The sequence below is a fragment of the Staphylococcus pragensis genome, assembly GCF_004785665.1.
Taxonomy (GTDB): domain Bacteria; phylum Bacillota; class Bacilli; order Staphylococcales; family Staphylococcaceae; genus Staphylococcus; species Staphylococcus pragensis.
On record NZ_SRPJ01000003.1, the window covers coordinates 133,738 to 147,467 of the forward strand.

General features: G+C 35.1%; 12 protein-coding genes and 1 pseudogene. 6 read left to right on the forward strand and 7 right to left on the reverse strand.

Annotated features, from left to right (window positions below; all coding sequences use genetic code 11):
* Positions 1-23: 23 nt before the first annotated feature.
* The 4 genes from E2558_RS08455 (at position 24) to E2558_RS08470 (ending at position 5,427) form a co-directional block, all read left to right on the forward strand.
* Complete coding sequence (locus E2558_RS08455) at positions 24-3,455, forward strand: choice-of-anchor I family protein (protein ID WP_126564703.1); 3,432 nt, start codon at positions 24-26, stop codon at positions 3,453-3,455.
* A 207-nt stretch (positions 3,456-3,662) separates the two neighbouring features.
* On the forward strand, positions 3,663-3,998 hold the full coding sequence (locus tag E2558_RS08460) for a helix-turn-helix domain-containing protein (RefSeq protein ID WP_126564702.1): 336 nt from the start codon (positions 3,663-3,665) through the stop codon (positions 3,996-3,998).
* A gap of 37 nt (positions 3,999-4,035) precedes the next feature.
* Entirely contained in the window at positions 4,036-4,863 is an 828-nt protein-coding gene (locus E2558_RS08465) for a CPBP family intramembrane glutamic endopeptidase (RefSeq protein ID WP_126564701.1), read from the forward strand.
* Positions 4,864-5,022: 159 nt separating this feature from the next.
* Positions 5,023-5,427, forward strand: a complete 405-nt coding sequence (locus E2558_RS08470; protein ID WP_126564700.1) for an NINE protein — start codon at positions 5,023-5,025, stop codon at positions 5,425-5,427.
* Between the two features lie 411 nt (positions 5,428-5,838).
* Here the strand turns inward: E2558_RS08470 and E2558_RS08475 are convergent, their stop codons facing one another.
* On the reverse strand, positions 5,839-6,618 hold the full coding sequence (locus E2558_RS08475) for a CPBP family intramembrane glutamic endopeptidase (protein ID WP_168210230.1): 780 nt from the start codon (positions 6,616-6,618) through the stop codon (positions 5,839-5,841).
* A gap of 802 nt (positions 6,619-7,420) precedes the next feature.
* Here E2558_RS08475 and argF point away from each other — a divergent pair.
* On the forward strand, positions 7,421-8,419 hold the full coding sequence (gene argF / locus E2558_RS08480; protein WP_126564698.1) for an ornithine carbamoyltransferase: 999 nt from the start codon (positions 7,421-7,423) through the stop codon (positions 8,417-8,419).
* 18 nt (positions 8,420-8,437) lie between these two features.
* Entirely contained in the window at positions 8,438-9,367 is a 930-nt protein-coding gene (gene arcC / locus E2558_RS08485; RefSeq protein WP_126564697.1) for a carbamate kinase, read from the forward strand.
* Positions 9,368-9,867: 500 nt separating this feature from the next.
* Here the strand turns inward: arcC and E2558_RS08495 are convergent, their stop codons facing one another.
* From E2558_RS08495 to E2558_RS08520, 6 genes and pseudogenes are all read right to left on the reverse strand, one after another.
* Complete coding sequence (locus E2558_RS08495) at positions 9,868-10,056, reverse strand: helix-turn-helix transcriptional regulator (RefSeq protein WP_126564696.1); 189 nt, start codon at positions 10,054-10,056, stop codon at positions 9,868-9,870.
* Positions 10,057-10,069: 13 nt separating this feature from the next.
* Positions 10,070-10,423: a hypothetical protein gene (locus E2558_RS08500; protein WP_126564695.1), complete on the reverse strand. Its 354-nt coding sequence runs from the start codon at positions 10,421-10,423 to the stop codon at positions 10,070-10,072.
* A 237-nt stretch (positions 10,424-10,660) separates the two neighbouring features.
* Positions 10,661-11,683: a lipoate--protein ligase gene (locus E2558_RS08505; protein ID WP_126564694.1), complete on the reverse strand. Its 1,023-nt coding sequence runs from the start codon at positions 11,681-11,683 to the stop codon at positions 10,661-10,663.
* Positions 11,643-12,604: pseudogene (locus E2558_RS08510) on the reverse strand (SIR2 family NAD-dependent protein deacylase). Before E2558_RS08510 ends, E2558_RS08505 begins: the two are co-directional and overlap by 41 nt.
* Positions 12,588-13,388 carry a protein-ADP-ribose hydrolase gene (locus E2558_RS08515; protein WP_126564692.1) on the reverse strand — a complete coding sequence of 267 codons (801 nt, stop codon included), beginning with the start codon at positions 13,386-13,388 and terminating at the stop codon, positions 12,588-12,590. The pseudogene E2558_RS08510 and the gene E2558_RS08515 overlap by 17 nt, the downstream one beginning before the upstream one ends.
* Complete coding sequence (locus E2558_RS08520; protein ID WP_103297350.1) at positions 13,389-13,730, reverse strand: glycine cleavage system H family protein; 342 nt, start codon at positions 13,728-13,730, stop codon at positions 13,389-13,391.

Sequence of the window (13,730 nt, forward strand, 5' to 3'; positions counted from 1 at the left end):
ATCATCTTACAGGGGGATTTTTTATGAGAAATAAGCAGTTATTTAATAAGCGTGAGGCGTTTTCGATTCGTAAGTATTCGGTTGGGGCGGCGTCGATTTTAGTTGGGAGCTTATTGTTTTTAGGTGGCGGACAAGCTTCTGCTGCTGAGAGTAATGAGGTTCAATCTTCTGAGAATAATACTACAGAACAAGCTACGCAAGAGAAAGCTAGTGTTGAAAGTACTACTCAAAGTGTAGAACAACCTAAGTCAAATGAAGTTGCGACTCAAGAAACAAAAACAACTGAGGTACCATCAACTGAAGAAGTGAAAACTCAAGAGGCACAAGTTCAATCAAATGAAACGATACATAATGATGCTCAAAGTAATCAAGCATCACAACAAAATAATACTGAAGAAGTAAGTTCTGAGGCTTCATCTACTCAAGAAAGTGAAGCTACTAAAGAAGTACAAACTCAAGAGCAACCTTCTACAGAACAAGCTACTCAAGAAACTACTAAGAATGATACCGTTTCAACTTCAATTGAGGAAGTAAAAACAGAAGAAGCACCTACTAAAGAAAAAGTTCAATCTACAAATGAAGCAGAATCATCGCAAGATAAAACAACACAAACACCTACACAAGAACAAACTACAAAAGAAACTTCAAAGACTCAAGAACAAGCTCAACATGAGAGTAAACAAGCACCTTCAACAGAAGCTACTCAAGAAGTGGCTACCCAAGAAACTACAAAATCAACACAACCAAGTACTGAAAAGGCAGAAACTGGACATGATAAAATCACGCAAGAAAGTAACGAAAGTTCAGATTCTGCAGTAGCTCAAGATAAGCATGTAAACATGACGCAAGAGGGTGGGGAGTCTACTCAAGTAAGTCCGGCTGATCGACCTTTTCAAGAAGAAGTGAAAAATAATGAAGTAACTTCTACGGAAGAAGGTAGTGTGGCAATTACTGATGTCCCTAAGACTGAGGTTAAGGACTTAACGCCTAAGGAGAAGGAAGAACTATACAAAGTATTACAGGAGGATGCGAACTCTCAAGATCAACAACCGAAAGCGACTCTGTCTACAACGCCTGTGTGGACTTCGGCTCAACGTACAAAGAATGCTTCTAAGACAGGACAAGATCAATTAAATATTACGCATAAGGGTCGTTATACAAGTGGTGCTGATTTCGATAAGGGTGGTACGGAGATTGTAAAGTACAATCCGAAGAATGGCTATGCATATTCGGTGAATGGTGATAAAGAAGCGTTAGATATCATTGATGTGAAGCACCCTGGAAAAGATGGCGAAATTAACTTAGTGAAACGTTTGTATTTAAAAGATAATGGAATTGAAGCGGGCGATTTAACAAGTGTGACGGTACATCCAAGTGGTGATTACGTCGCAGTGTCAGCGCCAGCAGTGGATAAGACTAAGCCCGGACACGTGGTGTTCTACGGTTCAAATGGCGATTATTTAAATCATTTAACGGTCGGCAGTCTTCCGGATATGGTGACGTTCTCTAAAGATGGCAAATATTTATTAGTCGCAAATGAAGGTGAGCCGAATGATGATTACACTGTGAATCCTCAAGGCTCAGTGTCGGTCATTGATGTGACGAAAGGGCCTCAACATTTAACAGCGAATGATGTGAGAACGGCGTCGTTCACGAAAGAACATCAAAAAGGTATCCGTGCATTAGGACCTAATGCCGATGACGCTTATTTAAATATTGAACCAGAATACATTGCGGCAGATGACAATAGTAAATACGCTTATGTGACGTTACAAGAAGTAAGCGCGATTGCGAAGCTTGATATCGAAAAGGCACAAATTGTCCAAGTGAAAGGCTTACCATATAAAGATCACTCACTAGCTCAAAATTCAATGGATCCATCAGATAAAGATGATAAAAAAGAATTACGTCGCGTTCCAGTATTAGGCTTATTACAACCGGATGGTATCGATACGTATGAATATAACGGGGAAACGTATCTGTTAATTGCGAATGAAGGTGATTCACAAGATTATGACGGTTATTCTGAAGAAAAACGTGTGAAGAAATTGAAAGATGATATTAAGTTAGATGCACGTTACTATCAAGGCTTCACACAAGATGAGTTAGACGAAATGGTTAAAAATGGCTTGTTTGATGATGAGCAACTTGGTCGTTTAAAAGTTACGACATCTCATGCATTTAAAGATAAAGATGGCAAATTTAATGCGCTAGTTTCATACGGTGGTCGTTCATTCTCTATCCTAAGAGCATCTGATTTAGAAATGATTTATGACAGTGGTAATGACATTGAACAACGTATTCTAGATTTATTACCAGAACGCTTCAATGGTAACTATGAAGGTCCAGATGAGATTGAAGTGGACGGACGTAGCGATGACAAAGGTCCAGAAGTTGAGAATGTCGTTGTCGGTAAAGTAGGTGCACATTCTTATGCATTTGTTGGTTTAGAACGTGCTGGCGGTATCATGATTTATGACATTACGAACCCTAATGAGCCTTATTTTGTGAAATATTTATACGATCCAGATAATAAAGATATTTCACCAGAAGGTATCACTTTTGAAAGTACTGAAGATAGTCCAAACGGCAAACCAACATTATTAGCGTCATTCGAATTATCAGGTACAACTTCAGCTTGGGAATTAGACGACTTAACAGGCGATGTTGAAGATAATAATAACCCAGGAAATACTAGCGGGGAGTCTAAAGATGATTCAGATAACACTTCTTCTGAAAATGAAGGCTCAAATACAGGTCATGAGGTAGATAATGGAGAACAACCTGATAACGGCAACGATACTTCAAATAATGAAAACGATGACGATGCTTCTGATAGCAATAATGAAAATCAAGAGGGGAACGAGCCATCTCATGAAGTCGATGATAATGCTTCTGAAAATGATAACGACGACGTAACTTCAGATCAAGAAGATAATAAAGGTGACGAGACATCTCATCATGAAGAAGGAACTTCAGAGCATGAAGAAAATACGGACAATGAAACTTCTAAGCAAGAAGAAACAAATAGTAATGATGAAAAACCAACGTCAACTCAAGAAGACGAGGAAACACACCCTAATACTCAAGATACTGAAAAAGCACAAAACACACATAATGAAGTAGAAGATAAAGGTTCTTCTCAAAATGTGAATCATAGTGTTCATACAAGTCATCAACAAGAAGCAAGTCATAATAACCAATCAGCAACTTCAAATAGCCATAACTCAAGCGTGGCAAGTATTTCAAAATCAAATCAACACGCAGATACAACTAACCATGGAAGTGTAGTATCTGATAAAGCAAATCATTCAAATACTTCTAATGCCAAAGCAACAAATGAACTACCAAAGTCAGGTCAAACTGAAACAAATACAACCTTATGGTCAGTATTATTTGGTGGCCTAGGCTTAGCATTCATCAGAAAACGCAAATCATCAAAAACTGAAAAATAATATATAACTCGTATAACTCACTAGATGATTAAGTTCATTTAGTGAGTTATTTTTTATCTAATTTTATAAATAATGATTAAATACATAAATATCATGATATGCTAAATTTTGGAGACAAAATGTTATCTATTATTAAGATAATGAACCATTTTGTATGCGGAAATTTACATCTAAACTTGCTAAGTTTGAAGAGAGGTGACCTATATTATGAAACTTGCAGAACAGATTAAAAAGCATCGAAAGAAGAATAATCTAACTCAAGATCAATTAGCTACTGAATTACATACGACACGACAAACCATTTCTAAATGGGAACAGGGAACAATTGAACCCAATGTTCAAATGATTATTCAATTGGCAGAGAAGTTTGGTATATCAACAGATGAATTATTAACTGGAGAAGAAACTCCATTACATAAAGAGGAAGTAAATCAAACGCCTCAACATTTAAATTTTTGGGACTTTTTATCTCAAAAATGGTGGCTCGTACTAGCTATAGTAGTTATTATTTGTGGCACAATTTCACAAATTTTCGCAAGTTAATAGTATAGGTTTCCTAAGATAACTTAGGAGGTTGTGTATGTCTTTATTAAATAAAATTTTAAAAATCATTGGTATTATTATCCTAACTTTCATCATTACAGTAGTGGCTCAAAACATAGCCATTCTATGGCACTTAATCAATTTACATTCATTTGAAACAGTTTTACATGGTCTTACCTACGTCGGGCTTACATTTCTATTCATTAAACTTTTAATCAATAAAGGATTTAAAGCGAACTTACGAGACTATCGTATTAACTGGCCTAAATTTAAGATGAGTTATTTATCAATAGGTTTGCTAATACCAATAGTCATGTTTTTGATATTTATTTGTTTTGTCCCTGGTCATTTTGAAGTGACTAAAACAAAGAATATGACTGAATATCTTGAGATGTTATTTGAAGTTATCATCCTGGGTGGGATTTGCGCGCCAATAGCTGAAGAATTAACAGTACGAGGCTTGTTAATGGGTTATATTGAAAAGAAAACAACCATCACCGTAGCTATCATAATTACATCAATCTTATTCGCTTCAGTACATTTGTTTAATGGATGGATGTCTGGAGTAAGTCTAATATTATTACTAACCAGTGGAACAATTGCGGGTATTTTATACGGTTTAACGGCGTATAAATTTAATTCTATTTGGGCAAGTGCGTTCTTACATATATGTTGGAACATGGCAGATCTCGTTCACGTCACAACCCATAATGAAAACTACGGCCTTATTCAATACATTACCGAGACCAACAATATATTAATAACTGGAGGAGATTACGGTAATAGCGCTTCAGTTATTTCAATAGTCATATTTTTAATAGCAATATTTGTTTTATTAAAAATACTTCGCGCAAATTCTCAATAACATTTTAACTTAGACGTCTCACTACATCGGTTAGTCTAAAATATATCAAATCTTAATATTATAGCTAAATTTCTGCAAAAAATAGCTATTTGTTCATAATTTTCGCTAGAATAAACGTGGTTTTAACCATAAGATGAGGTCGAAAAGGAGCGGATCAATTTGAAAAATAACAATGTTGGGGAACGAATTAGAAGCTTAAGGAAGTCTAAAAAGATGTCTCAAGAAAAATTAGCTGAAAAATTAAATGTTTCTCGACATTCGATTTCAAATTGGGAACGAGAAGTGAGTTCTCCAGATATGCATTCTTTGGTGGAGATGACAGAACTTTTTGGCGTTTCTTTAAATCAATTGGTTAAAGGAGACGAAATAATAGTGAATAAATATGTTTATGCAGCTTTAGCTTTTTTCCTTGGCGGATTTGGTGCACATCGATTTTATAGAAAACAGTATGGGAAAGCAGTCTTATATTTACTATTTTGTTGGACAGGTATTCCGGGAGTTGTTGGAATGGTCGAAGGCGTGATCGCATTTGTTAAAACTGCCGATGCGCAAGGTAACATTTAAATATAAATTTAGTGAGTACCGACATTAGGATAATTGTCTTAGTGTTGGTATTTTATTTTTGAAAATAAAAATACACTTATAGCATTGGGAGGACTATAAGTGTATAAATCACCATTATAGGTGGTTTGGAAAATACAAATGTTTGGGTGTTAATAAAATGTCAGGAAAGTCACATTCTATTTGTTGGGATGCTTAGCAATATAGAATTTACTAGAAAATTAGGGAGTAATTCTTTTGAAATGAGAGGAATATACGCATTTCAATATTACAAAGACTATATGATAATGACCCCATGCAGATACTAATTTATGTATCTATTTGAATTCTACCCATCCATTAATAATTGAAACCTTTTTATTGATAAAAAGTATAATTTTAATATTTATTTTTAAGAATAATTATTATTGAAAGTTATTTCATGATAATAGAAATTAGGGCGCTAATGAGGACTACGCTTGCATAAGCGTTATTTAACATATGTACAAGTATACTATCTTTTAGACTTCCTCTACGTTTATATGCTAGATACAAACCCATCCCCATTAACATGTACATTAAGAAAGCAATGATATTTCCCGCACTATGATTGGCAGAGAAGATAACTGAAGATAATATAAACGGAAGAATAAATGAACCTTTGTTAAAGATAGTTTCTTTGAAAATACCTCGGAAAGTATGTTCCTCCACATAAGGTGCTACAAAAGTTATTGCTACAAAAAATATTATTAAAGCAATAACAATAGAGGGTGTTAAGGTATCAATACGTTCTAAATTTTTCATTAATGCTTTATCATTATTAGATTGATGTTGACCGTAAATTGCCACCATTAAGAAACTCATTATTACGATCATAATTCGAAGACCAATAAACCATAAAATATTGATACCAATATCTTTACCTTTTAAAGATTGATGAATATTTTCATATGTATGACGACGATAATATGTTCTTACTGACCATATAACCAATGTTGAAAGAATTATAAAACCTATAGCCAATCCGATGATTAAGCCTAAACTTTTATTAGTTACTGCCAATCCTAATGTACTTAAAGCTAGAATAGCTGGTAATTGTATAAAAATCATAAAAAAGATGAAAATCAATACATTAAGAAATCGATTTCCTTTAGGTCTAACTATTTTGTCATTTACTTGATTATTTTGCTCATTTGATGAATCAACTTGTTCCAAATTAATAACCCACTTTCTCATATATTTGTGCATGAATTAAATGTAAACGTACGTATAATTTATATTAACATATACAAATTTGTGCCTAATAAATCATAAAAAAATTAAGAAAAACTTTACATTAGATACAAATATTATTTGAAAATTAGAAAATAGCTTTAACGGAAGTTTTGATAGGTGATAAGGAAGTATTCAACAAAGAGGGACGTTAAATTATTAAATATTAATATAAAAATTTAAGTGACTGTAAGAGGAATAACAAACGATGTTGTGTGACTTTCAACGAGTATTGTAATTATGAATATAATTGCTAGAGTGTTCATTTAAACAACTCTAAGATAGATAACGAAACGTAGTTGAGCGACGCCTGAGGGAGCAGTACAAGTTGAAGACCTTAGAAATTCCCACAGATTTATCTGTGAGGAATTTCTGGCTGAAACTGTACCCTAGGCAAGCGTCTCAACTCAAGTGAGTGAAAATCTATCTTAGACCTCAAGTATATTAAACACATTAACTAATATTTCCTATTTATAAAGTCCTAATAACAAATTAAAAATTTTCAGGGAACGTTTACTTATTATTTTTATTTATTGCATATTTTGTGTAATAATAAAATCATAGAAATACAGGTTATCATTTTTATTGTAACGCCAAAATACATAATAAATTTCAAATATCATGTAATTGTAAATATTTTGTCAATTACACAAAAATATATTTTTATATATTTGATAATGTGTTGTATTCTTTTATGTAATCGCTTACAATAAATGTGAAATTAATCACAAAGGAGTTGTACAAGATGCAAAACTTAAGAAACAGAAGTTTTTTAACGCTATTAGACTTTTCACAAAAAGAAGTAGAGTTTTTACTAAATTTATCTGAGGATCTTAAACGAGCGAAATATGCGGGAATAGAACAGCAGAAATTAAAAGGTAAAAATATTGCTTTAATCTTTGAAAAAGACTCTACACGCACACGTTGTGCATTCGAAACAGCAGCTTATGATCAAGGCGCACACGTGACATATCTTGGACCAACTGGAAGCCAAATGGGCAAAAAAGAATCTGCAAAAGACACTGCTCGCGTATTAGGTGGCATGTATGATGGCATTGAATACCGTGGCTTCTCACAACGTACTGTGGAAGAACTCGCTAAATATTCAGGCGTACCTGTATGGAATGGCTTAACAGACGAAGATCATCCTACGCAAGTACTGGCAGACTTTTTAACAGCAAAAGAAGTCTTGAAAAAGCCTTACCACGAAATCAATTTCACATATGTAGGCGATGGACGTAACAACGTAGCAAACGCATTAATGCAAGGGGCAGCAATTATGGGTATGAGATTCCACCTTGTATGTCCTAAAGAGTTAAACCCAACTGACGAATTATTAAATCGTTGCAAAGATATCGCAGCTAAAAATGGTGGCGAAATCTTAGTTACAGACGATATCGATGAAGGCGTAAAAGGCTCAGACGTTATCTACACAGACGTATGGGTATCTATGGGTGAACCTGACGAAGTTTGGGAAGAGCGCATTAAATTGTTAGAACCTTACCGTGTAACTAAAGAAATGATGGAAAAAACGGGTAACCCTCGTGCTATCTTTGAACACTGCTTACCTTCTTTCCATGATACAGAAACTAAAATTGGTAAAGAAATCCAAGAGAAATATGGCTTAACTGAAATGGAAGTTACAGATGAAGTGTTTGAAAGTGAACAATCTGTCGTCTTCCAAGAAGCAGAAAACAGAGCACATACAATCAAAGCAGTGATGGTGGCAATTTTAGGAGAATAAACAAAGGGGGATCTGCCTATGTCTAAAATCGTCGTAGCTTTAGGTGGTAACGCTTTAGGACAATCACCTGAAGAGCAATTAGAATTAGTAAAAGGAACAGCTAAGTCTTTAGTAAGTTTAATTAACAAAGGGTATGAAATTGTGATTAGTCATGGTAACGGACCTCAAGTAGGTAGTATCAACTTAGGTCTTAACTATGCAGCTGAGCATGAGCAAGGACCACCGTTCCCATTCCCTGAATGTGGTGCGATGAGTCAAGCTTATATTGGTTATCAATTACAAGAAAGTTTATTAAATGAATTACATTCATTAGGAATTGATAAGCAAGTGGTCACTTTAGTTACGCAAGTAGAAGTGGCGGGTGATGACCCAGCGTTCCAAAATCCAACGAAACCAATTGGCTTATTCTATACTAAAGAACAAGCAGATAAAACGATGCAAGAAAAAGGGTATCAATTTGTAGAGGATTCAGGACGTGGTTATCGCCGTGTTGTGCCTTCACCTCTGCCAATTAATATTGTCGAGTTAGACAGTATTGAAACATTAATTAAGCATGGTACGCTCGTGATTGCTGCTGGTGGCGGTGGTATTCCAGTGGTTAAAGAACAAGGCAATTATAAAGGTGTAGACGCTGTTATCGATAAAGATAAAACAAGCGCTTTATTAGCCGCACACTTAAAATCAGATCAACTCATTATTTTAACTGCGGTTGATTATGTTTATATTAATTATGGAAAAGATAATCAAGAGGGTCTAGGTGAAGTAACCGTTGATGAAATGAAGCAACATATTGCAGATAATCAATTTGCGAAAGGCAGTATGTTACCTAAAGTTGAAGCAGCGTTACAATTCATTGAAAAGAACCCTGAAGGTAGCGTGTTAATTACATCTCTAGCAGATTTAGGCGATGCCTTAGAAGGAAAGATTGGTACACTCATTAAGAAGTAATATTAATAAAGGTTATTATATATAACACCCTATATATTTTTAATAAATAAGACGAGCTTGGGCTTAATATATGTGATTTACATATTTAAGCTCAAGTTTTTTTGATTTGAGAAAATTAAGGGAGCTTAAAAATCCCCTCACTATTAGCGGTAGTAAGGGGATTGGTGCTTGTTATATATCATATACTTATTAATTATATAATAGCATCTACTAGTGTAAAAATATAACATTGAATAGAAATACGATATAATGAACAACACTTATTTGGTCTAATCTTTAATTCGAGTGCTGTACTTTAAATATGTGACAATGCCCCAGTAAATAACTAAACCAACAAGCATAATTAACCAAATGACATTTAAAGTGCCAGTTGTAATTTTGATATATAAATTATAAACGAGTAAAGCAATAAAGATTAGTCCATTTAGCTGCTACATTAAATTGATGTTGTTCCATTTCATCTTGTTTTTTTAACATATTTCTCACCCTTTGTTTTTATTTTAAGGATTAAATAAGTCGTCTACAGTAGTATCAAATTGTTTCGCTAATTTAAATGCGAGTTGTAAAGTTGGATCGTATTTATTATTTTCAATGGCATTAATCGTTTGTCGAGATACATTGACATTTTTGCTTAATGTATCTTGAGACATACCGATTTGTTTCCGATATTCTCTTATTTTATTCTTCATTATCAATCAATTCCTAACCAGAATATTTCTTTTTAACTATAAAGTAATTACTAATTAAAAATATAGCACCAATGATAAGATAAATTAGCTCTGGGAATTCATTGAATGGATAAACTGTATGGTGACCCAACTTTGCACCAAAAATTCGAAAAATGATTATAAAGAAAAAAGAATAAACTAAACTTACAAACGTTTTAGAGAATATTTCTAAAAACATCACACGCTGTCTTTCATCATATCCAGTATTATCTGACGTTTTTTCATAAGTGTTTTCGTATAGTGTTTCCTTTGGTAAAAACTTATTAGTAAAGATGGACCATAATATTCCGAATACAAGTACAGTTACGAATAATAAAATAGTTGTCATATCTCTCACCTCAAAATGTCAAAAGTTTTTTACACTTGTAGATTAACATATTCAAATTAAATGTCAAATTGTTTTTACATTTCAAGTGCTAACAGTATAAACATTGTGTGTTATTAATTTTCCAAATAAAAAAGCCTATGATTTACGCTAATGTGCGTAATCATAGGCTTCAAACCATAAAAGGTAAGTGTGAGGGTTGTCTGAAGTTAGACGGCCAGACCTCTAAAATATACTATATTAACTTAAAATGAAGTCGGTTAGTTCTTCGGCAGTGACTTTTCCAAAATAATAATTTAAATCAATAGCGTTGAGGCGTTCGATTAAATCTGCTTTGACCATACGTGTGCCAAGCAAGTGTTCTTCGACATCGTGAATATTACCTTGGCCAAAGAAATCGCCGTAAATACGACAAGCGGCAATGCGGTTATGTTCAATAGATAAAGTAATATCAATTGTGCCACAACTAAAGCGGTCGTTACGGTTGTATTCGTATCGTGGTGAACGACCATAGTTCCATTCCCAATTATCATACTTTTCAGCAAGCAATTGATCGATGCCAGCCCAATCTTCGTCGGTTAATTCATAGCGTTTGGCATCTTTAATGTCATCGATGCCCATAATTTGCATAATCATTAAATCTTTAAATTCTTCAATCGTAATATCTTTGTATTTCGGATCTAACGAATCACGAATTTGACCGACGCGGGCGCGCACAGATTTAATACCTTTCGATTCAATCTTCTTACGGTTAGGTTTCAACACTTCCACCATAGCTTCATAATCGACATCAAGGAGTAAAGAGTAACCACCATAAATACGATTGTTTAGAATCGTCATAGCCGCGCCAGAAATCTTCTTATCATTCAATGCTAAATCGTTACGACCACTTTGAATGACATCTGTCGCACCTAAATTATGCAACGCTTGGATGGCAGGGCGATAGAAACGTTGGAAGTCACCATAAATAGACGTATCTTGTTCTAAAATACAACATACATTCACGGCGCCATCGTCAACATAAACTGCGCCACCGCCTGTATCACGGCGCACGACTTTAATATCGTTGTCGTCTACATAGTCTTGGTTAATTTCTACTGCCGTGTTTTGAAAGCGACCAATCTCTACTTTTGGCTGGCAGTAATAGGGTAACAAGATGTCTTCATTTAGGAATATATGATTATTCACATAAACTTGCATTGCTAAGTTTACGGCACCATCGTCAATATATTTGCCATTTCGAATAGGTTCTATTAAATACATTGTTCTCGTCTCCTAAGTTGTTAATTTTCTTTGTGCGTTAATAATTAATGAGGCGATATCTTCAGTTAAATGAATTGTTCTATCTTGAATATTTTTCGGAATGCGATAGGCTTTCTTATTTAAAGTCATAAACATCGCATCTGGATTATGGCGTGTCATACGTTGGAAGGGGTGTTTAACAAACTGCGGTGTTGTGTAGCCGATTCCAATTTCTAGATATAACACCTTACCATCTTTATGAGCATCTAAAAATGCGTTGTAGCGGTCAAGTTGTGCATGGAAATCTGCGTCTTCTACCATGCCAACTTGTGCTTTACGCTTGTTGATTTCCATTGGCGCATCACATTTTGGGCAATGTGGAATAAGTTCATACGGAATCTTCATATCCTCTTGTTGCGCCACCATTTCACGAATCGCATCGTCATCACGGTAAGTTTGCGCATGACAATGTTGGCTACATTGCCAAAGAATGTATTCGCCTTGAATGTGAAAGACTTTATCCATATCATAGTCAGCCACCGCGAAGGCATTATCCGCATTAGTTGTGATAATATGATAATCTTTGTCAGCTAACATCTCTTTTAGCGCGACATAAGATGGGCCTACAGGTTGATCTAAGTAATTGAGCTTTACAAAGCGACTTTCGAACGCCCAATATTCTTGCCAACTGTCAAACGGATGTAGACTCGCTTGCAACATATCGAAGAAGTTATATTTTTCTATAAAGTCCGGAAAATGTTTCGTGAAACGCTCACCGATATATGTGAAGCCATCAGACGCAGACATCCCAGCGCCTATGCCCACAACAATGGCATCGGCTTCATCTATAGCTTGAGCTAACACTTCGTATTGCTCAGCGTTATCATGGCGAGATAGTTCGAGTGCTTGCCATTTAGCGTCGGTATTAGTCTCTGTTGCCATCAGCGAAAGCCTCCTCATATAATGCTAAATCTTTATCTGTAAACACATTGAAGATGACTTTAAGCGGTGAACCTGTTTCTCTCAAATAATTCAACGTTGTATCAATCGCAATGCGACTGGCTTCGTCTTGTGGGAAACCGAACACACCTGTTGAAATACAACAAAAAGCTAAGTGTTGTAAGTCATGTGCATCGGCAAGTTCTAAGCAACTGCGGTAACAACGTGCAAGTAATTCTTTATTCATTTGAGACACAGGGTGCTTACGAATTTGTGGTCCCACAGTGTGAATCACATGTTTAGCTGGCAGATTATAGCCAGACGTCATTTTAGCTTTACCCACGCCTTCTTTGCGGCCTTGTTGCTCAATGATGTCTGCACAAGCTAAGCGCAATTGAACGCCCGCTTTTGTATGAATGATATTGTCGATACAATTATGGTTAGCTTGCATACAGCCTAAGAATCGACTGTTTGCAGCGTTCACAATCCCATCTACAGCAAGCGTCGTGATATCGCCTTGCCATAAATAAAGTTGCTCACCTAAAACAGGTGTTAAATCTTCAATGTGTGTTATGTCTTGTTGGTTATTCAATGTAGATAAATATGCGTTTTGTACTTCTAAAAATGCCGAAGACACAGGCTTCGGTGGACGCACATTAGCTAATCCACGGTAAAGCTCCCATTGTGTCTCGGCAGTGTCAGGGTAGTCTAAAGGCTTATTTCCGTGCGCCTCTTTCCACATCGCACGGATTAAATAAGCCAGACGTTCTTCTTGAGTGTTTACCATTTATTCATCATCCGGATCTGGTAATGCATTGTATGCTTCTTCATCTACATTTTCTAATTTAACTAACCAATTTTCTTCTGGTTTTTCAGAATTTAAGATTGAAGGTTCATCTTCAGCTTTTGTATTACGTTCAACAATTTTACCTGCAAGAGGTGATTGTACATCTAATACTGTTTTAGACGCTTCGATACTTACGATTTCATCATTTACATTTACATCGTCAGCACCCATAAATTCGACATAACCTACTGTACCTACATCGTCTTGAAGTTCAGGTGTCATTCTATAGATATATTGGTTTCCTACCTTTTCAACATATAAATAATTAGCTAATTTAGCCAT